This is a genomic window from Bacillus cereus group sp. Bc031, from assembly GCF_027716265.1.
Taxonomy (GTDB): Bacteria; Bacillota; Bacilli; order Bacillales; family Bacillaceae_G; genus Bacillus_A; species Bacillus_A paranthracis.
The window spans coordinates 68,778-89,576 of sequence record NZ_JAQFUL010000013.1 but is presented as its reverse complement, the minus strand read 5'-3'; the positions used below and the strand labels follow the sequence as shown (position 1 = coordinate 89,576).

Below are 20,799 nucleotides of genomic sequence, written 5' to 3'. Positions count from 1 at the left end.
GCATGTATTAGGCACGCCGCCAGCGTTCATCCTGAGCCAGGATCAAACTCTCCAATAAAGTTAGTTTGTCTAGCATCATAAAATAAAAATTGACGTTTCACGTTGTTTGTTTCGTTCAGTTTTCAAAGAACTACTTAGTCGCTCATTTGCGACTTCCTTATGTTAACATCTTCGTTTTTCGATGTCAACTAAGTTTTTTAATTTCTTTTTTATCGTTTTCTGCGTTTCCGCATCAGCGACGGTTATTAATATATCATGCAGTACATACATGGTTAATACTTTTTATAAAAAATTTCACATCCCGTTAAAAGTTTAAAAACATGTTTCAAAAATCATTATAATCTCCCTTCCTTCTGCATTTCATATCTTATCACTTTACCATATTTCTGCACGATAGAAAATTCTAAATTTTATGTTATATTATTGTTATAGGAGCGTGGTGAGAATGAGCATTAAGTATTCAAACAAAATCAATAAAATCCGGACCTTTGCATTAAGTTTAGTATTTATCGGCCTCTTCATTGCATACTTAGGAGTCTATTTCCGTGAGAACATTATTATTATGACAACATTTATGATGGTTGGCTTTTTAGCTGTTATCGCTAGTACAGTCGTTTATTTTTGGATTGGTATGTTATCTACTAAAACTGTACAAATTATTTGTCCAAGCTGCGATAAACCTACAAAAATGCTCGGTCGTGTCGACGCATGTATGCATTGCAACCAACCTTTAACAATGGATCGAAATCTAGAAGGAAAAGAATTTGATGAAAAATATAATGAGAAGAGCTATAAATCATAGGCACATATGAGTACAGTAAGGAAAATGTATCCTTACTGAGCTAAACATTAAAAGGTGATTTCTTGGTTAAGAAATCACCTTTTGTATTTATTCTTAATTAAATTAGATCTCCACTGAACATTTTAACTCCTTCTGAACCTAACGTAATTCCCATATATAATAAAGAAAGAGGTTGACGTAAAGCCGTCAGCCTCTTTCTTTATTATATATTACGCCTTATGACACTCTGGACAAACGCCATAAATTTCTAAGCGATGACTATTAATAACGAAGCCTGTTGTTTTTGCAGCTTCCTCTTCAAGTTGTTCCAAACCTCCATAAGGAAAATCAACAATTTTACCACATTTTTCACAAATCACATGATAATGTTGACTTGTAACATAATCAAATCTACTTGAAGCGTCTCCATAAGTTAATTCCTTTACAAGCCCAACCTCTTTAAATACACGTAAGTTATTATAGACAGTTGCAACACTCATATTTGGAAACTTACCTTCTAATGCTTTATAAATATCATCCGCTGTTGGGTGCGTCATTGATTCCACAAGGTACTCTAAAATAGCATGACGCTGTGGAGTAATGCGTACACCCGTATTTTTCAGCATTTCTAGCGCTTCTTTTAATTCTTCTTTGACCACCGTCATGCACCCCGATTCTATACGGATTATTATTTTATAATTCTTATAAAGAGTGTACTCCTTTTCTTATAAATCGTCAATATTTCTACTATAAGTATGTGGTTTATTTTTGTATATAGCCTTATTCTTATGTATCTTTCCCTATTTTTTATGCATTTACAATAGAAAAAAAGTGCGACATAATCGCACTTGGAATACTATCATCTGAGGAGGTATGCCCTACACTTCACTTTATGTAAGACAATAAAATATGTATAGACACTCGCCTTACTTCTGTATATTTTATCTCCACAATGGATTTACTTTATATAAGAAAGAACATCTTCAATATGTCCCTTCACTTTCACTTTACGCCACTCTTTTACAAGCTCACCGGCTTTATTAATCAGGAATGTAGAGCGCTCAATTCCCATGTACTCTTTCCCAAAGTTCTTTTTCAATTTCCAAACATCGTATAATTCTGCTACTTTATGATCCTCATCTACTAAAAGTGTAAATGGAAGTTCATGCTTCTCAATAAATTTCAAATGTCTATTTGCCGAATCCGGACTCACTCCAAGAATAACCGTGTCCTTCTCTTGAAATAATCCATAAGAATCACGGAAATCACACGCTTCAGTTGTACACCCTGGAGTCATATCTTTCGGATAAAAATATAGAACTACATTTTTACCACGAAAATCAGCTAAGCGAACTTGTTCCCCGTTACTTCCCTCTAATGTAAATTCTGGAGCCATTTCTCCTACTGTGATCATTGTTATCACTCCTACTCTTTTCTTTTACTATAACAAATGCTTCCTTATTTTTCATTGTCTATTACAGACCTCATCACGAAAGCAAACGGTAATGTATATCCAATTAGCGCTTCTCCAATTGCAATCCACCGCCCAATTCCAATTGGAGATATATCACCATATCCAACAGACAATAAAGTAACTGCGCTAAAATATAAACAAATTTCAACGAGTTGAAAAGAGTGAGCGTTTAAGCTTTCTCCATCCTCTTTCAAAACTGCAAAACCCATTTCTTCTAATACAACATAACTTAATCCAAACGCAATTAGTACAGTTGTATAAATCAAAAATAATGTGGCTAGATTATACAGCGAAAAAAAACGCGTTGAATCTGAATAGGAACTCCATAACAATTGGACACTTCTCAAAATAGCAATTGCTACAATTAATAGAATAAATCCCCATAACATGTCCTCCACCTCATTTTATATGTATGAGACAGCCATTGGATTTATCCCTTAGAAACAAACAAGCTTTTATAATTAATTCCCTGCACCACGGTACCTTTTTACCCCTTGATTCCAAAGAGTAATTGCAATCGTAAAACAGATAACACCAACGAGCGGTGTTGCAAATGCATAGCTATTCCACTCTGTTTTTCTTAAAAAGTACGCTGCTGGATACACTCCGACAAACGCAAATGGTAAGACAAACGTTAAAATGAAGCGAATCACACGGTTATAAATATTAACAGGATAGCGGCCATAATTCCCTATGTTATACATTAGCGGCATAATCGAACTTTTCGCGTCCGACCAAAAACCAAGACTTGCAAGGGTAACAAATATTCCTCCGTATACAAGTGCGCCCCCTCCTACCATCAACAAGAATAAGAAGATATCGTACCAGTAAAAAGATAATTGCAACTCCACTGCTGCGTAGCCCATTACAATCATTCCCGTAATTGCTCCAATTAAAGATTCAAGCTCCATTCTTTCTAAAATAATTTGAAATAAACTATGAATCGGTCTCGTTAATATGCGATCCATTTCTCCTTTAATAATGTAACGATCATTAAAGTCCCATATGTTAAAGAAAGCTGAGAAAATGGCAAACGGCACTAAAAAGAAACCATAAATAAAGATGACTTCTTCTCTACTCCAACCTTTTAATGCTTGCGTATGTCCAAACACAACAAGAATAAAGATTAAATTAACAGCCTGTAGTGATAAATCAGAAAGTAATCCAACGATAAAATCGCCCCGATACTCCAATTTTGTTTTTATATATTGACTTGCATATTGCAAAAATAGTTTTATATATATCATCTCATCATCCCCCTTGTACAATTAGACGTTTTCTCGCCGTTCTCCACATGAGTACAATCGGAATAATAAGTACAATGGCCCAAATTACTTGGAATAATAATGCCTCATACAATTTACTTCCTTGTATACCTTCTGAGAAAATCATACTCGGAATATAACTAATAGCCTGAAACGGTAAAAACATCATTGCCTTTTGGGCCCATAACGGATAAAAACTAATTGGTAATAATAGACCTGAAAACAAATCAATAACAACACGTTTTGCATACATAATTCCACTATTATTAAATAAGAAGAATGTGAGCATTCCCGTCATTAAATTAATTTGTGTATTAATAATAAAACTAAATATTAAAGATAAGAAGAAATATAACCACGTTTGAAAGTTCGTTGTAATTTGCAATGAAAATAATAAGGTAACGATGACCATACCCGGAATGGAAAAGAAGGCAAAGCGAAATATTCCTTCACCAAGACCTTGCATCACTTTCATCCCTAAATAGTTATATGGACGTATCAGTTCTACCGCTACACGTCCTTCTTGAATCTCCATCGCAATTTCCCTGTCTATATTATTAAAATAAAAAGCACGTGCCATCCACGCAATTGCGATATACGTAGTCATTTGCGAAATAGATAAACTTTCAATATTCTCTTTTCCGCTATAAATTGCTTGCCATAAAAAATAATACGCACCGATATTAATCGTATAAATTAAAATCCCGCTATAATAATTTGTGCGATACGCAAGCATCATTAAAAAGCGAATTCGAATCATTTCAATGTACTTACCCATGTTTAATACCTTCTTCATAAATGTTACGAATAATTTCCTCTGTAGACACTTCGTTAATTTTTAAATCTTTAATTTGAAAGGCTTGTACCACTTTAGAAATAAGCATTGAAATAATAACTTCTTCATTCGGTATTTTGGCAATCCACGCGTTTTCCTCTTTCGCTTTCGACCAAACGACATGACTATCTGGCATAACCATTGATAAAGCCTGATAGGAAACTGGTGCGACAAACTGAAAATGTATTTCCTTCTCTGCTCCCCACTGCGTACGAAGATTATGTAAAGAACCGTCATACATAATATTTCCTTCATCCAGCATGATAACGCGCTCACATAATGCTTCAATATCAGTAATATCATGGGTTGTTAATAAAATTGTTGTTTTATAACGTTCATTCATTTCTTTTAAAAATTCACGTATTTTCAATTTCACAAGTACATCTAGCCCAATTGTTGGTTCATCTAAAAATAATAACGGTGGATTATGAATTAATGCCGCCGCTAATTCACAACGCATTCTTTGACCTAAAGATAACTTTCGAACTGGCTTGTCTAACAAAGGACCAATATCTAACGTTTCGATTACGTGCTCCATATGTTCCTTATACTGAGCGTCTGAGACACCGTACACTTTTTTTAATAAACGAAACGATTCTTGCACGGCAATATCCCACCAAAGCTGCGAGCGTTGACCGAAAACAACACCAATTGTTCTTACAAATTCTTCCCTCTGCTTATGTGGGTTCATCCCATTTACTAAAATGTCTCCTGATGTCGGAGTCAAAATTCCCGTAAGCATTTTAATTGTCGTTGATTTACCGGCACCGTTCTCACCGATATATCAACCATTTCACCTTGTTTCACAGTAAAAGATACATCATTTACTGCTGGTACTATTTTATAATTACGATTTAATAAATCGCGAAATGCACCCTTTAAACCTGGACGACTTAAATAGGCTGTAAATTCTTTACGTAACCCTTGTACCTCAATTACCGATTTCATAACCGGACCCCCTTCCTAAATGTCACAACGAATAGTTTACCCAACTGCCTTCTCTATCACAAACAATACGTCTTTTCGAAAAACATGTTAGAATAATACATAGATTTTTGTAAGGAGATGAATGGTAGTGAAATTCACAAAATCAGAAGCATTACATAAAGAAGCTTTAGAACATATCGTTGGCGGTGTTAATAGTCCTTCTCGTTCTTTTAAAGCAGTTGGTGGCGGTGCTCCTGTTGCTATGGAACGTGGAAAAGGTGCTTATTTCTGGGATGTAGACGGAAATAAATATATCGATTATTTAGCAGCATACGGTCCTATTATTACTGGACATGCTCACCCGCACATTACGAAAGCAATTACAACAGCTGCTGAAAATGGTGTACTTTACGGAACTCCAACAGCGCTAGAAGTAAAATTTGCAAAAATGTTAAAAGAAGCAATGCCTGCATTAGATAAAGTTCGCTTCGTAAACTCTGGTACTGAAGCTGTAATGACAACAATTCGTGTCGCTCGCGCTTACACAGGCCGCACAAAAATTATGAAATTCGCTGGTTGTTACCACGGTCATTCTGATTTAGTACTTGTAGCAGCTGGATCTGGCCCTTCTACACTAGGAACTCCTGACTCAGCGGGTGTACCACAAAGTATCGCTCAAGAAGTTATTACCGTTCCATTTAATAATGTAGAAACTTTAAAAGAAGCATTAGATAAATGGGGACATGAAGTAGCAGCTATTCTTGTAGAACCAATCGTTGGAAACTTCGGTATTGTAGAGCCAAAACCTGGCTTCCTTGAGAAAGTGAATGAACTTGTTCACGAAGCTGGTGCACTAGTAATTTATGATGAAGTTATTACTGCTTTCCGCTTCATGTACGGTGGTGCTCAAGACTTACTTGGCGTAACACCAGACTTAACAGCGCTTGGTAAAGTTATTGGCGGCGGACTTCCAATCGGTGCTTACGGTGGTAAGAAAGAAATTATGGAACAAGTTGCCCCTCTTGGACCTGCATATCAAGCTGGTACAATGGCAGGAAATCCTGCTTCTATGGCATCTGGTATTGCTTGTCTAGAAGTTCTTCAACAAGAAGGGCTTTATGAAAAATTAGATGAACTTGGTGCAATGCTTGAAAAAGGAATTTTAGAGCAGGCTGAAAGACATAATATCGATATTACATTAAACCGCCTAAAAGGCGCTTTAACTGTATACTTCACAACAAATACAATTGAAGATTACGATGCAGCACAAGATACAGACGGAGAAATGTTCGGTAAATTCTTCAAGCTTATGCTGCAAGAAGGAATTAACTTAGCACCTTCTAAATACGAGGCATGGTTCTTAACGACAGAACATACAAAAGAAGATATTGAATATACAATTGAAGCTGTAGGTAGAGCATTTGCTGCTTTAGCAAACAATAAATAATCCCGCCATTAAAAGGAAAAAAGAAGCACACCTTTCTTTTTTCCTTTTTTCTATTTCATAAATCCCTCATTAATAGTATAATTATTCATAATTATCTGTTTAATTTTATTTTATATCCTTACTATCTTTTGTATACAAGGCTGCTCACGCCTCAAATAGTAAGATTATTCAAACTTTCATAAGAGGGGGGATTGACGGATGCTCAATAAAACAAACACATGGACACCGTCTTTATTTCGAGATTACAAAAATGCGGAACACGATGCGTGTGGAATCGTTTCCGTTATGGAGAAACGAAAAATTCCTACAAAAGAAAATATTGACCTTTGCATACAATCGCTCGTCAAAATGAATCATAGAGCTGGTTTCATTAATGGCGAAGGCGATGGAATCGGTATTCACATTGATGTACCAAAATCACTTTGGAATGAAAAATTAAAAAGTAGCGGATATAATCCAACGATCGTGGATCATCCCCACTTTATCGTTGGACATTTTTTTCTAAACAAAAACGAAAATATAGTTAATTTAAAAAATCATATTCGTACACAACTAAATAACGAAAACTTTGCAATTCTTTTCGAAAGTGATGATGTAATCAACTCCGATGCACTCGGTCCACTTGGTAAACAAGAAGAACCTTTATTTTGGCAAGTTGCTCTTATCGCAGAAAATGAAGTTACAAATATTGAGCAAACATTATTTACAGTAACGATAAAAATAGAAGAAAATGAAGCGATTCATGTTGCTTCCTTAAGTCGTGATCACGTTGTATATAAAGTTCTCGGTGCTGGGGATACACTTGTTGCCTATTACAATGATTTACAACACCCACTTATTGCTTCAACTATGACACTAGGACATAATCGCTATTCTACTAATACATTATCTAACTTCTTTCGTGTACAACCATTTAGTATCCTCGGACATAATGGTGAAATTAACACAATTGCAAAATTACGCGATCAAGCTGAAATGATTCACGTTCCACTTACTGCTGGGGGCAGTGACTCCCAAGATTTAAACCGCACCTTAGAAACTCTACTTGTTCAATACAACTACAGTTTATTTGAAGCAATGGATATACTATTCCCGCCAATTATTAATGAAATTAAACTTTATGAACCACATTTACAAGATTTATATACGTATATACGTGAAGCATGGGGCCATTTTGCACAAGGTCCAGCTGGCATTATTTCACGTTATAAAGATGAAGCTGTTTTCAGCGTGGATTCCCTCGGGCTACGACCAGTATGGAAAGTAGAGACAGAAAGCTCTTATATTTTCTCTTCTGAACCTGGAGTTGTATCCCCAACTGAATATGTAGCAGAACCAAAACCACTCGCTCCAGGGGAAAAAGTCGGACTAAAGTGGAATGAACAAGATGAGCTTGTTCTTTATGAATATGACAAATACCAAGCTCAAGTATATGACCGTTTTAAAGAACGAGTGGATACTAAAGATTATCATTTAAACTTATCTACCCCTGAAACGAAAGAAATCCAAGGATTATGTGATTCTATGCAAGTTGACACAAAACAATACGTTGCTTTCGGATGGGATCGTGAACATATTCAGCTTCTTGAACAGATGGCAACAAAAGGTGTTGAACCAATTCGCTCACTTGGGCATGACTCACCACTCGCTGCACTTGATACTGATAGACGAAATATCGCTGACTTCATTAAGGAAAGTGTAGCTGTTGTTACAAATCCAGCAATCGATCACGATCGAGAAGTTGAACACTTCTCCACCCGAACGATACTTGGCAAACGTCCAAGTTTATTGGCTGATGCTAAACAGCCATTTGTAGTTGAGATGCTTTCCCCAATCATTTTAGAAGGAAGTGTAGCACAATCTATTGTAGAAGAATTACACACAATTACGTACGAGCAACTTATACAACTATTCAATACTCATAGCTCTATCGCTACAATCTCTGCTACATTCAGTCAGGCAGAAACTTTACAATGTGCCTTAAGTCGAATTAGTTCTGAAGCGATAACAGCCGTGAACGATGGAGCTTCCCTATTATTAATAGACGATGCTGACGCTCACCTAAATGGACGATTATGGATTGATCCGCATTTAGTTACCGCGAAAGTACATCAAGTATTAAGCGAAAATAAATTACGCCGAAACTGCTCTCTCGTTATACGTTCTGGTGCCATTCGCTGCTTACACGATATCGTCACACTGTATGGATTAGGAGCAGATAGTATCAATCCATATTTACTATTTGCAACCGTAAATGATGGGACAAAAACACCAATTACGAATTTATATCATGCACTTAATAAAGGACTGGAAAAAGTCATTTCAACAATTGGAATTCATGAATTGCGTGGTTACGGTCGCCTCTATTCTTCTATCGGGTTACATGAAGAAATCGCAAATATATTGCAAATTACAAATTTCTTAGGTTCAAATGATTTAGCTTTTTCTCTTGAATCACTTGCTGAAGATGCACAAATGCGAGCGAACGATTATAACAATCCTAAAGTTAGAATGCGAAAATCTTTTCATATATTCCCGCGAATTTGGAAAGCAATCGGCGATGTTGCAAAGGGAAACTCTTATGATGATTACCGTGAAAAATTAAGTGAATTAGAAGAAAATAACCCAATCGCAATTAGACATCTTGTTCAAACGAAAGAAACAAAACATGTCGTTCCGGCTGAAGAAGTGTCCATCAGTATTCAAAATCATGATTTACCATTTATTATTAGTTCCATGTCATTCGGTTCTCAAAATGAAATTGCCTTTCGTGCATATGCAGAAGCAGCTGATCAGCTAAATATGATTAGTTTGAACGGTGAAGGCGGCGAAATTAAAGATATGATTGGAAAATATCCACATACACGTGGACAACAAATCGCGTCCGGACGATTTGGCGTAAACGCCGAACTACTCAATTCATCAAACTTAATTGAAATAAAAATTGGGCAAGGTGCCAAGCCTGGTGAAGGTGGACATTTGCCAGGTTCAAAAGTAACAGCCAAAATCGCTGAAGCGCGTAATGCTACAATTGGCTCTGATTTAATTTCACCTTCTAACAACCATGATATTTATTCCATTGAAGATTTGGCTCAAATGATTACAGAAATTAAAACGGCTAATCAGCTTGCAAAAGTAGCTGTAAAAGTTCCTGTCGTCCCTAACATTGGAACAATTGCTGTCGGTATCGCTAAAGCTGGTGCTGATTTTATTAACATTAGCGGATTTGATGGTGGTACAGGTGCCGCACGTATTCACGCATTGCAACATGTAGGGCTTCCTGTAGAAATTGGTGTGAAAGCCGCTCACAATGCTTTATTAGAAGCAAATATGAGACATAAAGTAGAAATTTGGGCTGATGGTGGTATTCGAAGTGTGAATGATGCCTTGAAAATTATGCTCCTTGGAGCAAACCGCATTGGATTTGGTACATTATCCATGATTGCAATTGGCTGTACAACTTGCCGCGGATGTCATCTAGATACTTGCCACGTTGGAATCGCAACACAGATTGAATCTGAAGCTCAAGCGAAAGAACACGGATTACGCCGCTTCGTCCCGCGTGAATTAGAAAGTGCTGTGGCTGGATTATTACATTTATTCACTACTTTTGGCGAAGAACTAAAACGATTAACAGGAAATCTCGGCTATACAAATTTACAAGAAATTGTCGGGCGTTCCGATTTATTAGAACAAGTTCGAGGCAAAAATTTATTAAACTTATGTAATTTACTACAAACGATAGAACATCCATCTGGTACAAAAACAGAACACGTACTAGAAAAACAATTTGAAACAATTCATTCTCCTCATTCAAAAGAATTAGTAGGCGTTGGCGTAGAGCAACGCGTTATGGGTGGTCTAGAATCTTGTTATCGCGTTCGTAGTAAATTATATGAAGACACGAAGCTTGAACCACTTACATTAAAGTATACGAATGGCTCGATTCCTGGAAATGGATTAGGTGCTTACAATAGTGAGAACTTATTTATACACGTAAACGGCGGCGCACAAGATGGTATTGGTAAAACCTCCTTTGGTGGTGGTATTTATATAACAAAAGCAAAAGGAAAAGACGGTCTATATTATAACGGTTCTGTCGGAAAAGGTTTTGGATACGGTGCACAAAAAGGGGCGCTATACGTTCAAGGTAACGCTGATGCTCGCGCTGGCATTCGCCTCTCTGGAGCAGACATGATAATTGGCGGACGCATGATAAAGCCACTCCGCGAAAAAGAACAAGGGAATATAGGAGCATACTCTAATATTAAAGGTTTCGCTTTTGAATATATGACAAATGGGCGCGCGCTTGTTTTAGGAGATCCTGGTCCATGGATTTGTGCTGGTATGACTGGCGGTGTTGTTTATTTACGCCATGATTCAAGCTTAGGTTTAACAGAACAGGCCTTAAAAAGAAGAATCGCAAAAGGAGCAAATGTTACATTACAACCACTTAGTAAAAATGGTGTGCAAGATGTGACCGAGTTATTACTAGATTATATCCGTGTATTAAATGAACATGAGCAATACGAGGAAGTTGCTTTATTGACACCGTTATTCGATGATATGCAGCAACAGTTTTTTGAAATCATCCCGAAAAAAGAGCAGGCTGATCCATCTATCTCAACAGAGTGATATGCCTAATTTTCATCTTCAAGAAAAAAATTGACGAAGTACACTTCTCATAGTAATCTATAGTAACAATTTGAAACCTGCTGAAATTCAGCAGGTTTTTTTACTAAAAATTGATGTTTAAAAAGAATTAGGAAAAAGTATAAAATGAATCTTAATTTCTTATTAACGTCACTAAAATATCACTTGCTAACATATTGTAATGAATGTATAGTATCATGTTGTACATTCATTATGACAAGAGAAAGGATCTTATTAAGGGTATGAAACTTGGTGCTCGCATTTTAAAAACGGGTATTGCCATCACATTAGCTTTATTTGCTTGTATTTTACTTAACTTACCGAGTCCAGTATTTGCGGGAATCTCAGCTATCTTCGCTGTTCAACCGTCTGTATACCGTTCGTATTTAACTGCACTTGAACAAATTCAAGCAAACGTCATTGGTGCGGTATTCGCTATCGCATTCGCTACTGCTTTTGGACATAATCCTTTTATTATTGGATTAACATGTATATTAGTAATTGCTCTTACATTGCAATTACGATTAGAAAACACAATATCAATTGCTTTAGTAACAGTTATCGCTATTATGGAGTATCAAGGTGAAGATTTCTTTAGTTTTGCCTTACTTCGATTTGCGACGATTATGGTTGGAATTATTGCGGCTTCACTTGTAAATTTAGTGTTTATGCCGCCAAAATACGAAACAAAGTTATATCATCGCATCGTTGATAATACAGAAGAAATTGTAAAATGGATTCGAATGAATAGCAGGCAAGCTTCTGATTTTACAACATTAAAAACTGATATTGATCGTATGAAAGAAAAAATGATCAAATTAAACCATTACTATTTGCTGTATAAAGAAGAAAGAAGCTATACGAAAAAAGTAAAGTTCGCAAAAATTCGTAAGCTTGTTTTATTCAGACAAATGTTAGCGACGACAAGTCGTGCTTTAAGTACGTTAAAATCATTACATCGTACTGAAAACGAACTGCGCTATATGCCAGAAGAATTCCAGGAATCTATTCAGAACGAACTTGATTCATTAACACATTATCATGAACAAGTTTTATTAAAATTTATTGGTAAAGCAAAAAAACAACAATCTGTTGAAATGCTTGATGAAGTTGAAACAGGTAAACAGGAATTAATTGATATCTTTATGGAATATCAAAACAAGGATGATGAAGAGGCATATAAAACATGGCTACATCTCTTCCCTCTTATTTCTGCTATTATTAACTATAGTGAAGAAGTAGAGCATTTAGATTTACTTGTGGATAGCTTCTACACATACCATAAACCAGAAGCAGAACTCAAAATCGATGATAAAAAAGAAGACGAATAAAAAACAGCTCCTTTTACCCTAAAGGAGCTGTTTCTGTTATATGTTGAAGTTGATATAAATTGTGGTAATATCCTCTTTTTTTCATTAATTCTTCATGAGATCCTGTTTCTTTAATTTCACCATCTTCAATGTAAATAATCGTATCCACATGCGTAATCGTCGCCAATCGATGTGCAATTATGATCGTCGTTCGATCAGCAGCTAACGTTTGAAGCGCCTCTTGAATATATCGTTCATTTTCTAGATCCAAAGCGGAAGTCGCTTCATCTAATATAAGTAACGATGGATTCTTTAAAAACACGCGTGCAATCGCTACACGTTGCCTTTGCCCACCAGATAACTTCACACCGCGTTCCCCGACGACAGTATCATAACCATCAGGTAACTCAATAATAAAATCATGAATTTGCGCAGCTTTGGCAGCTGCAATTACTTCTTCCTCTGTAGCTTTCGGATTCCCATATAAAATATTTGCCCCGATTGTATCGCTAAATAACAAATTATCTTGCAGTACAATTCCAATATGACTACGTAAATTTCTCATATCATACTTTCTAACATCTATCCCATCTACATAAACTGTGCCTGAAGAGACATCATAGAAACGCGGGATTAAACTAGCAAGAGATGACTTCCCTCCCCCACTCGCTCCTACAAGTGCTACCTTCTCTCCTGGCAATATGGTTAACGAAAGGTTATGTAATACCTCTTTTTCATCCGAGTTGTAACGAAAAGATACATTATCAAATATCACTTCACCATTTAATTTTTTCGTTTGTACCGCACCTTGTACATTCACAATATCGTATTTTTCGTCTAACAGTTCAAACACCCGATCCATCGATGCGAAAGACTGTGTTAATGTCGTAGAGGAATTGACAAGGCGGCGAAGTGGACTATACAAACTATCCATATATCCAACAAAGGCAACCATAGTTCCTAAGGTTAACTGCCCCTGAATCACTTCATACGCCGCAAAACCGATCACGAGTAACGGCCCTAAATCTGTTAACGTATTTACTGCCGAAAATGTTCTCGCCGTCCAACTCGTATGTGTTAACGCTTTCGTCAAAAATTCATTATTTCTTTTTTCAAATTGCTTCCCTTCATACTCTTCTAATGCAAAGCTACGTGTCACTTGCATCCCTTGAATACGTTCATGTAAATACCCTTGCATCGTTGCTAACGCTTGTGAACGCTCTTTCGTCAATTTTCGAAGACGCCCGAAAAAATATTTCACTGCCACTACATAAACAGGTAAAATTAATAGCGCAACAAATGTCAATTTTATATTCATAGAAAACATAACAATGATAGCGATAGCAATTGTTGCCGTGTCTAACCAAACATTCATCAAACCAGTAATTACAAAATCCTTCGTTTGTTCTACATCATGAATGACACGCGAAATAATCTCCCCTGTTTTTGTATTCGAATAATAACGTAAACTCAACTTTTGTAAATGACCAAAAATATGTTTTCGCAAATCATATAGTATTGTATTTGCGATACGCTGCGCAAAATATTGACGATAATATTCAATCGGTGGTCTTAACACTGCAAAAATAAAAAAGGCAATCCCAATCGCTGTTACTAGTTGGGACGTCTTATCTTGAAGTGACCCTCCGCCCTGAATGACATCATCAATAATATACTTTAATAACCACGGCATAATGAGCGGGATGCCGAATTTAACTAGACCAATCATAATCGTAATAGCAATAAGCCATCGATATGGTTTAACAAATTGCAAATATCTTTTTATACCTTGCACATAATCCCCCCTCTAATAGGACAAACCTGCGGGGAAATCCCCTGCAGGTTTGTTTTAATTTCTGTACATTAAATATCTCTCATACCACATATCTACAAAGTCTGGTGCGAATGGCCCTTTTCTTTGATGAATCCATTGTGTTAGTTGTGCTACATTTCGTTTTAAAATCGTATCAATTACAGGTGGATATTGCATAATTTGACTATGTTTTTCATATTCATCTTCATCTAAAAGTGTATATGTCATATCTGGATACACTTTAATATCTAAATCATAATCAATATACTTTAACGCTTCAGAATCATATGCAAAAGGTGAGCTTAAATTACAATAATAATATACGCCCTCTTCCCTTAACATTCCAATCACATTAAACCAGTAGTTTGCATGAAAATAACAAATTGCTGGTTCACGAGTAATCCATGTTCGGCCATCTGATTCTGTCACTACTGTACGATCATTTGCTCCGATCACAAGACTTTGTGTCCCTTTTAAAATCGTTGTCTCTTCCCACATTCTATGAATGGAGCCATTATGTTTATAACTATGTATTTGTACTTTTTCTCCTTCTTTGGGAAATCCCATATATGCTCCCTTCCTTCAACTGCAAATGCCCTTTGAACTGCATTCACTTTTTTTCTATTATAACTTTTTTGTCGAAATTTTAAAACTAAAGCGATAAGACTCTATATTTTACACTGAATACGATATCCTTAATCCTATTAAGAAACAAGGATCTTCGCTTAACATTTTATAAAGGAAGAAATGAGAATAAAAAAAGTCCTTCCTCATTTCCATGTACAGAAGGACCTTTCACCTAAAGGCAACAATATATCTTATCCTAAATTTGAAATCATTTTTTCAGTTTCAAAAGATTGAATCACACTATTTGTTTGCTCTTCAAATTTCTCATGTAATAGCTTGAGCGCTAATTCTGTTCTATATATTTCTTGGCGGATAAAATGTAATTCCTTTTTATCGCACGTATCCTTTTCGCTCATTTCAATTTGCTGATACTTCTCTAGGTGAGCTTGTAACTTCAACAACTCATCCATCGTTTCCAATTGCTCTCCTACCAACTTATCAAAATCGTTCATTACTTACCCCCTTTTGGACTTATTTATCATTTATTATTCCTCATTACATATTTCTAATCTTTAACTTCCTTCTCCTTTGACTACATTTGTTGACTTATTAGAAGTTATGTCGTTCGTTTTATTTTCATTCCCATGACCAAAGCACAAAGAAAACACTTCTCTCGAATTAGAGAAGTGTTTTTCTTTCATTACTGATTTGAACTAGAAGATTGTGATTGTTTTGCAGCTGATTGTGCATTTTGTTTTTTCACAGCATGCACGTCTGTTTCAGTTGCAAATTCAGTACCATAACTAGCGTTTGCACTTTGTGCACCAGAAGCTTGTGCTTTCTTCGCTTCTGATTGTGCGTTTGCTTGTTTTACTGCTTGCACATCTGTTTCAGTTGAAAACTCTGTACCATAACTAGCATTTGTACTTTGAATGCTAGCACCAGAAGTTGCCTTGTTATAACCTTGTTGTTTTTTACTCATCTTTCTCACCTCCACAATCAATAATGTAACCAATTCAACTAGAAGCTATCCGTAATTTTCTTTTGAAAAAATTCCGCATATATCTCTTGTTACTCATTCAAACTATAGAAAATGGAGGTGGGAATATGTATGTAGGACGCGATATGACTGAACTAACGATGGTTTCAAAAAGTGAGTGGAAAGAAGATGAATTGGCTTATTTTCATCATTCATTACAACAGATTTTGCCGTATTTAAATGCAGAAGGTCAAAGTATCTACAAAGAAATTGTAATAGAAATTGAATCAAGAGGCGGCTTACAAGAAGGTGATGCTAGTTGGACTCATGGGACAAAAATTTCTTACGATTAAAAAAGTGTTCCCAACCTGGGAACACTTTTTTTGTTTATCCCGCTTTAATGGGCAGTAAGACCCCCACCTCAAAATGCAGCGAAAGCAAAGAAGTGAGGTGGGGGTAAGGCTGCCCATTAAAGCCCGATTGGTGAGGGCTGATAATCAGTGGGGATGAAGAAAACCCCCACTGATTAAAGTTTCACTTTATTGCATTGTAATTTTCTCAACACAATTCTCATAAATCGTACGATGTGATTTAGAGAAAGGTAACTGCTCAAATGCTTCTTTCGATACAAATTTCAATGTATCTGTTTCAACGATATCACCAGTTACTTTTCCGTAAAATACGAATATATCCCATGTGCGATGTGTAAATGTATGTTGTACATTCATTGCGTATTCATCAATAGAAATCGAGAGCTCAAATTTTTCTTTCATATAATCTGTAAGCTGTTCTTTCTGACTTCGAATCCCTTCGCCAAGTTCAATATTCGGAAACTCCCACATGTTAGCTAATAAACCGGTACTTGGACGTTTATTAATGACGTAACGACCATCTTCAGTTTGAAGTACTCCTGCAACGATCGGTACCATCGTAGGGGCTTTCGCTTTACTTTTTACTGGTAATTCCTTTTGAACACCTTCAGCATATCCCCTGCAATGCTCACGTACAGGACAAAGTAAGCATGCTGGATTTTTAGGAATACAAATCAGTGCTCCTAATTCCATCAAACCTTGATTAAAATAAGATGGATTTTCAGCCGAAATAATTTCACGCACAATCTCTTCAAACACTTTTCTCGTTTTTGGTTTTGCAATGTCATCCCATACTGATAAAATGCGAGATAATACACGCATAACATTTCCGTCAACTGCCGGCTCTGGTATACCATATGCGATACTTAAAATAGCACCTTTTGTATAGGGACCGACTCCCTTTAATTTCTCAATCTTCTTTACATCACTTGGCACAATCCCGCCATATACTTCTTTTACTTCTTTTACGGCTGCATGTAAATTTCGCGCTCTAGAATAATAGCCTAAACCTTCCCATGCTTTTAACACTTCTTCATCATCAGCATTTGCCAAAGCTTCTAGAGTAGGAAACTTCCCCATGAAATTTGCGTAATATGGTTTTACAGCTTCTACCCTAGTTTGCTGCAACATAATTTCCGAAACCCAAACACGGTATGGATCTTTATTTTTACGCCACGGTAAGTCGCGTTGCTCTTTTTCAAACCAACCAATTAAATCATTTTGAAACTGCTCTATGTTAAAATTATTTAATATTTCAAGTGTCAAACTTGGTCCCCCTCATTTTTTTGCATATAAGTACTATTATAAAGATTTTAGGAAAAAATTTAAGTAAGATGACATAGGAAATAGAAGGCAAAGGACTTGAGGTATCGAATAAAAAGAGTTACATTAATAAAAAACGGAGGTGGATTTCTATGGACACAGCCACTCACCTTGTTATGGGCGTTACTCTAGGCAGTTTGGCCACGTTAGATCCAGCCATAGCACAAAGTGATATTGGGCCACAAGCAGTTATGCTTGCTACAATTGCCGGCTCCAATATTCCTGACATCGATACAGTTTTAAAATTGCGTAATAACGCTAAATATATAAGAAATCATCGTGGGATTACTCATTCCATTCCTGCAGTGATTCTTTGGTCTTTCCTTATAAGTGGCATCTCTTTCGCCTTCTTTTCAGACGCTCCATATTTGCATCTACTACTTTGGTCCTTTATTGCCGTCTTTCTTCATGTCTTTGTAGATATTTTTAATGCCTACGGTACACAAGCATTACGGCCCTTCACAAAAAAATGGGTAGCGCTCGGCATCATTAATACATTTGATACCGTCATTTTCTTTATCCATATACTCGCAATTGCTTGTATGCTCGTAGGTTCCCATAAAGGATATACTGCCTTAGCAGCGTATATATTAATGATTGTTTACTACATCGGACGGATTATGATGCATAGAAATATAAGAAGTGTTGTACAAAAACGTTTCAAAAATGTTGAGAAGATAATCATTTCTCCTTCTTATCGATTTTATCATTATCATTTAGCAGTCGTTACAACCGATTATTACTACGTTGCTAGATGGCATCGTGGTAACATTATGATCTATGATAAGTTCGATCGGGTACCGTTCCCAGATAATGCTATTATGCGCGCAGCTAAACAAGATGAAAACATCTCAGCATTTTTATCTTTCTCCCCTGTATATCGCTGGGACATTTTCGATTATGATCATTATTATGAAGTTCGATTCATTGATTTGCGATATCGTAGTAAAGACTATTATCCATTCGTTGCGATCGTTCAACTCGATCATAATTTAAATATTATTAGTTCCTATACAGGATGGATTTTTAGTGAAGAAAAACTTCGAAAAAAACTGGAGTTACTTCCACATTAAAAAAAGCGACTTCAGTCGCTTTTTTAATGTTTCAAATGATCTTCTTGATTGATTAGATGGCTATATTTCGGATTATTTGTACGCATTTCATGAAGGCGTCCTCCATGATTATTAATCCATGATCGCACAACTTGTTCAGTCATTTCTTCTCCTTGATAACGACCTGATTTCGCATAAGTCGTTTGAAAATCTTCCCACAGTAATTCAACCCAAGCACGCGCTTGTGCATAAGAAAGCTTGTCATTTTTGTCTAATAGTTCTTTCGTTAATGCTTCATAAATATCATTCATGTTCTAATCTCCTTTACCTAATTATCCCTTCATTTCTAAAGGATAGTTTCTTCTATTTTGCACATTCTATAAATGATACTTCTTCAAGAGGTATCAACTGATGATGAGGAGGGCGTTCGCAATGGGTAAACAAGCCGAATTTTGGTCTGAGTCAAAAAACAACAGCAAAATCGACGGTCAACCGAAAGCGAAATCACGCTTCGCTTCGAAGCGACCTAACGGCACAATTAACACGCACCCACAAGAACGTATGCGTGCTGCAAATCAGCAGGAAGAGTAGTAACAAAGTAACTTAACTTCCTACACGAGGTGATAAAGATGAGCTACCGTGATCGCTTAGATAGTCGTTCTGAATTATTTAACCATACGTGGACTCGTCCGAAACATGCAAAAGCGCAAGTTAACGGACAGACGCAACAAACCCAGTCTCTCATTATCTTGGCGAATGAATGTAAAAAACGCCAATTTTAGAATCTCCTATCTCCTGTAACGCCTACCAAAGATGAAAACCAGAGAGATATTCGCTCTCTGGTTTTTATTTTTCTTGTAATAAAGAAATCGGTATTCCTATCTCTTCATTATCATTTTGCTTATGTCCCCAAGCAAATACCCCATTGAAATACGTAATTTCAAATAATATACCAGGTTCTTCTACTAATTCATACGTTTCACCAATATGGAATTTGTTTATGTCAGTCATATAAGCGCGAGCCATTGCTATCTTTCGCATTAATACATCGAACTCATTTACAATTCCAAGTTGCTCAGCTTTTATTGCTTGCTCTTTCAAAACCCCAATTTCTTCCCTTAGCTCATATGGTGTCATTTCACTGTAGCGTTTTGGCATATTCATTTTATTCCCTCATCCCTCTTCACGTTTCATTTGCAAAAATATCTCTATCTCATCAATAGAGAATCCTTTACGATATAACGCTTGTTTCATCTTATTTTCAAACGTCCATCCATCATACTTCTTATATTTCTCATAGTATTTGTTCCCATGATAGTGTAACGCTTCTTGTTGCTTTTCGTCATCTTTTTCGTCTTTCAATTCTTCTAAACAAATTTGAATCACATCTCTAGAATATCCTTTACGAACCAGCATTTCGTCTAACTTTAGCTTCATTTGTAAAAAGGAATGCTTTTGATAAGATTTCTTCTTCTTTTCTATAAGAATTAAAGCATTCTCAATTTGCTTTTCCTTCGGATATTCTTGTAAACTATGCGTAATAATTAAATCCTGAACACCTTTATTTAACAACTCTCTTTTAATAACCGTTGGACCTTTTCGATTCACATTACTTTGCGTTCTCGTATATAAAATAGCATACTCTTTATCATTAATATATCGGTCATGTAATAATTTCGAAACGACCTCAGAGATGATGGCTTGTCCAACTTCTTTTTTTCGTAAAAAATCTTCTATTTCTAGTTTCGTTCTCATTTGATAGGATAAATAGGAGATTGCTTGTAAATATGCTTTTTGTACCTCTTCATTGTACAAAATATTTCCTAACGCTATTTCATCAATTTCTAAGCCCTTTTGTAATCCGTGCTTTATTAAGATTACTTCGTTCACACTAAATCCGTATTCTTCACCTTGACCTTTATCGATATAAATATTAAACCGTTCTTTCGATCGTTTTTGCACTTCTATTTTTGTAATGACAGCCATACTCTCACCTCTCTAT

Annotated in this window: 21 protein-coding genes and 1 pseudogene; 8 read left to right on the top strand and 14 right to left on the bottom strand. The window is 36.1% G+C overall.

Going from position 1 to position 20,799, the window contains the following annotated elements:
* Positions 1 to 445: 445 nt before the first annotated feature.
* Complete coding sequence (locus tag PDQ33_RS07890; protein WP_270755308.1) at positions 446 to 802, top strand: YgzB family protein; 357 nt, start codon at positions 446 to 448, stop codon at positions 800 to 802.
* A 209-nt stretch (positions 803 to 1,011) separates the two neighbouring features.
* Here PDQ33_RS07890 and perR read toward each other — a convergent pair whose 3' ends face one another.
* The 6 genes and pseudogenes from perR to PDQ33_RS07860 all read right to left on the bottom strand — a co-directional run bounded on the left by perR (position 1,012) and on the right by PDQ33_RS07860 (position 5,303).
* Positions 1,012 to 1,440 carry a peroxide-responsive transcriptional repressor PerR gene (perR, locus tag PDQ33_RS07885; protein WP_000237831.1) on the bottom strand — a complete coding sequence of 143 codons (429 nt, stop codon included), beginning with the start codon at positions 1,438 to 1,440 and terminating at the stop codon, positions 1,012 to 1,014.
* Positions 1,441 to 1,739: 299 nt separating this feature from the next.
* On the bottom strand, positions 1,740 to 2,195 hold the full coding sequence (gene bcp / locus PDQ33_RS07880; protein ID WP_000633725.1) for a thioredoxin-dependent thiol peroxidase: 456 nt from the start codon (positions 2,193 to 2,195) through the stop codon (positions 1,740 to 1,742).
* 44 nt (positions 2,196 to 2,239) lie between these two features.
* Positions 2,240 to 2,644: a potassium channel family protein gene (locus PDQ33_RS07875; protein ID WP_000964357.1), complete on the bottom strand. Its 405-nt coding sequence runs from the start codon at positions 2,642 to 2,644 to the stop codon at positions 2,240 to 2,242.
* Between the two features lie 72 nt (positions 2,645 to 2,716).
* A complete protein-coding gene (locus PDQ33_RS07870; RefSeq protein ID WP_000639354.1) occupies positions 2,717 to 3,502 on the bottom strand; it encodes an ABC transporter permease in 786 nt (261 codons plus the stop codon).
* Positions 3,503 to 3,506: 4 nt separating this feature from the next.
* A complete protein-coding gene (locus PDQ33_RS07865; RefSeq protein ID WP_000521517.1) occupies positions 3,507 to 4,298 on the bottom strand; it encodes an ABC transporter permease in 792 nt (263 codons plus the stop codon).
* A pseudogene (locus PDQ33_RS07860) lies at positions 4,291 to 5,303 on the bottom strand (ABC transporter ATP-binding protein). The gene PDQ33_RS07865 and the pseudogene PDQ33_RS07860 overlap by 8 nt, the downstream one beginning before the upstream one ends.
* A gap of 121 nt (positions 5,304 to 5,424) precedes the next feature.
* Here PDQ33_RS07860 and hemL point away from each other — a divergent pair.
* The 3 genes from hemL (at position 5,425) to PDQ33_RS07845 (ending at position 12,713) form a co-directional block, all read left to right on the top strand.
* Positions 5,425 to 6,729 (top strand): glutamate-1-semialdehyde-2,1-aminomutase, encoded by a 1,305-nt coding sequence (gene hemL / locus PDQ33_RS07855; protein WP_074542681.1) that lies wholly within the window; start codon positions 5,425 to 5,427, stop codon positions 6,727 to 6,729.
* Between the two features lie 198 nt (positions 6,730 to 6,927).
* Positions 6,928 to 11,364 (top strand): glutamate synthase-related protein, encoded by a 4,437-nt coding sequence (locus PDQ33_RS07850; protein WP_270755300.1) that lies wholly within the window; start codon positions 6,928 to 6,930, stop codon positions 11,362 to 11,364.
* A 260-nt stretch (positions 11,365 to 11,624) separates the two neighbouring features.
* Positions 11,625 to 12,713: an aromatic acid exporter family protein gene (locus PDQ33_RS07845; protein ID WP_000765784.1), complete on the top strand. Its 1,089-nt coding sequence runs from the start codon at positions 11,625 to 11,627 to the stop codon at positions 12,711 to 12,713.
* 13 nt (positions 12,714 to 12,726) lie between these two features.
* Here PDQ33_RS07845 and PDQ33_RS07840 read toward each other — a convergent pair whose 3' ends face one another.
* From PDQ33_RS07840 to PDQ33_RS07825, 4 genes are all read right to left on the bottom strand, one after another.
* Complete coding sequence (locus tag PDQ33_RS07840) at positions 12,727 to 14,487, bottom strand: ABC transporter ATP-binding protein (RefSeq protein WP_270755297.1); 1,761 nt, start codon at positions 14,485 to 14,487, stop codon at positions 12,727 to 12,729.
* Between the two features lie 54 nt (positions 14,488 to 14,541).
* The gene (gene ntdP, locus PDQ33_RS07835; RefSeq protein WP_000506628.1) at positions 14,542 to 15,072 is read right to left on the bottom strand and encodes a nucleoside tri-diphosphate phosphatase; all 531 of its coding nucleotides are present in this window, start codon (positions 15,070 to 15,072) and stop codon (positions 14,542 to 14,544) included.
* Between the two features lie 251 nt (positions 15,073 to 15,323).
* Entirely contained in the window at positions 15,324 to 15,584 is a 261-nt protein-coding gene (locus tag PDQ33_RS07830) for a YgaB family protein (protein ID WP_000997582.1), read from the bottom strand.
* Positions 15,585 to 15,772: 188 nt separating this feature from the next.
* Positions 15,773 to 16,054: a gamma-type small acid-soluble spore protein gene (locus PDQ33_RS07825; protein WP_000039045.1), complete on the bottom strand. Its 282-nt coding sequence runs from the start codon at positions 16,052 to 16,054 to the stop codon at positions 15,773 to 15,775.
* A gap of 125 nt (positions 16,055 to 16,179) precedes the next feature.
* On the opposite strand from PDQ33_RS07825, the gene PDQ33_RS07820 reads away from it, so the two are divergent.
* On the top strand, positions 16,180 to 16,404 hold the full coding sequence (locus PDQ33_RS07820; protein ID WP_000289263.1) for a hypothetical protein: 225 nt from the start codon (positions 16,180 to 16,182) through the stop codon (positions 16,402 to 16,404).
* Between the two features lie 186 nt (positions 16,405 to 16,590).
* Here the strand turns inward: PDQ33_RS07820 and mutY are convergent, their stop codons facing one another.
* Positions 16,591 to 17,688 carry an A/G-specific adenine glycosylase gene (gene mutY, locus PDQ33_RS07815; protein WP_000171405.1) on the bottom strand — a complete coding sequence of 366 codons (1,098 nt, stop codon included), beginning with the start codon at positions 17,686 to 17,688 and terminating at the stop codon, positions 16,591 to 16,593.
* Between the two features lie 149 nt (positions 17,689 to 17,837).
* Between mutY and PDQ33_RS07810 the strand changes: the two genes are divergently transcribed.
* Positions 17,838 to 18,818, top strand: a complete 981-nt coding sequence (locus tag PDQ33_RS07810) for a metal-dependent hydrolase (RefSeq protein ID WP_000379131.1) — start codon at positions 17,838 to 17,840, stop codon at positions 18,816 to 18,818.
* Between the two features lie 23 nt (positions 18,819 to 18,841).
* On the opposite strand, the gene PDQ33_RS07805 is transcribed toward PDQ33_RS07810, so the two are convergent.
* Positions 18,842 to 19,108, bottom strand: coding sequence for a YfhJ family protein (locus PDQ33_RS07805; RefSeq protein ID WP_000998157.1), 267 nt, complete (start codon positions 19,106 to 19,108; stop codon positions 18,842 to 18,844).
* Positions 19,109 to 19,229: 121 nt separating this feature from the next.
* Between PDQ33_RS07805 and PDQ33_RS07800 the strand changes: the two genes are divergently transcribed.
* Positions 19,230 to 19,388, top strand: a complete 159-nt coding sequence (locus PDQ33_RS07800) for a small, acid-soluble spore protein K (protein ID WP_000517891.1) — start codon at positions 19,230 to 19,232, stop codon at positions 19,386 to 19,388.
* Between the two features lie 38 nt (positions 19,389 to 19,426).
* Complete coding sequence (locus PDQ33_RS07795) at positions 19,427 to 19,579, top strand: YpzG family protein (RefSeq protein WP_000122093.1); 153 nt, start codon at positions 19,427 to 19,429, stop codon at positions 19,577 to 19,579.
* A 64-nt stretch (positions 19,580 to 19,643) separates the two neighbouring features.
* Here PDQ33_RS07795 and PDQ33_RS07790 read toward each other — a convergent pair whose 3' ends face one another.
* The gene (locus tag PDQ33_RS07790; protein WP_001057035.1) at positions 19,644 to 19,961 is read right to left on the bottom strand and encodes a YfhH family protein; all 318 of its coding nucleotides are present in this window, start codon (positions 19,959 to 19,961) and stop codon (positions 19,644 to 19,646) included.
* 9 nt (positions 19,962 to 19,970) lie between these two features.
* The gene (gene recX, locus PDQ33_RS07785) at positions 19,971 to 20,783 is read right to left on the bottom strand and encodes a recombination regulator RecX (protein ID WP_000268520.1); all 813 of its coding nucleotides are present in this window, start codon (positions 20,781 to 20,783) and stop codon (positions 19,971 to 19,973) included.
* Positions 20,784 to 20,799 lie beyond the last annotated feature (16 nt).

What these genes read in the sequence shown, in the direction of transcription:
- PDQ33_RS07810 (WP_000379131.1), top strand. Translation starts at nt 17,838, where the DNA reads ATGGACACAGCCACTCACCTTGTTATGGGCGTTACTCTAGGCAGTTTG.
- PDQ33_RS07800 (WP_000517891.1), top strand. Translation starts at nt 19,230, where the DNA reads ATGGGTAAACAAGCCGAATTTTGGTCTGAGTCAAAAAACAACAGCAAA.
- PDQ33_RS07850 (WP_270755300.1), top strand. Translation starts at nt 6,928, where the DNA reads ATGCTCAATAAAACAAACACATGGACACCGTCTTTATTTCGAGATTAC.
- PDQ33_RS07795 (WP_000122093.1), top strand. Translation starts at nt 19,427, where the DNA reads ATGAGCTACCGTGATCGCTTAGATAGTCGTTCTGAATTATTTAACCAT.
- PDQ33_RS07870 (WP_000639354.1), bottom strand. Translation starts at nt 3,502, where the DNA reads ATGATATATATAAAACTATTTTTGCAATATGCAAGTCAATATATAAAA.
- PDQ33_RS07820 (WP_000289263.1), top strand. Translation starts at nt 16,180, where the DNA reads ATGTATGTAGGACGCGATATGACTGAACTAACGATGGTTTCAAAAAGT.
- bcp (WP_000633725.1), bottom strand. Translation starts at nt 2,195, where the DNA reads ATGATCACAGTAGGAGAAATGGCTCCAGAATTTACATTAGAGGGAAGT.
- PDQ33_RS07825 (WP_000039045.1), bottom strand. Translation starts at nt 16,054, where the DNA reads ATGAGTAAAAAACAACAAGGTTATAACAAGGCAACTTCTGGTGCTAGC.
- PDQ33_RS07845 (WP_000765784.1), top strand. Translation starts at nt 11,625, where the DNA reads ATGAAACTTGGTGCTCGCATTTTAAAAACGGGTATTGCCATCACATTA.
- PDQ33_RS07875 (WP_000964357.1), bottom strand. Translation starts at nt 2,644, where the DNA reads ATGTTATGGGGATTTATTCTATTAATTGTAGCAATTGCTATTTTGAGA.
- ntdP (WP_000506628.1), bottom strand. Translation starts at nt 15,072, where the DNA reads ATGGGATTTCCCAAAGAAGGAGAAAAAGTACAAATACATAGTTATAAA.
- PDQ33_RS07865 (WP_000521517.1), bottom strand. Translation starts at nt 4,298, where the DNA reads ATGGGTAAGTACATTGAAATGATTCGAATTCGCTTTTTAATGATGCTT.
- PDQ33_RS07805 (WP_000998157.1), bottom strand. Translation starts at nt 19,108, where the DNA reads ATGAATGATATTTATGAAGCATTAACGAAAGAACTATTAGACAAAAAT.
- hemL (WP_074542681.1), top strand. Translation starts at nt 5,425, where the DNA reads ATGGTAGTGAAATTCACAAAATCAGAAGCATTACATAAAGAAGCTTTA.
- recX (WP_000268520.1), bottom strand. Translation starts at nt 20,783, where the DNA reads ATGGCTGTCATTACAAAAATAGAAGTGCAAAAACGATCGAAAGAACGG.
- PDQ33_RS07890 (WP_270755308.1), top strand. Translation starts at nt 446, where the DNA reads ATGAGCATTAAGTATTCAAACAAAATCAATAAAATCCGGACCTTTGCA.
- PDQ33_RS07830 (WP_000997582.1), bottom strand. Translation starts at nt 15,584, where the DNA reads ATGAACGATTTTGATAAGTTGGTAGGAGAGCAATTGGAAACGATGGAT.
- PDQ33_RS07790 (WP_001057035.1), bottom strand. Translation starts at nt 19,961, where the DNA reads ATGAATATGCCAAAACGCTACAGTGAAATGACACCATATGAGCTAAGG.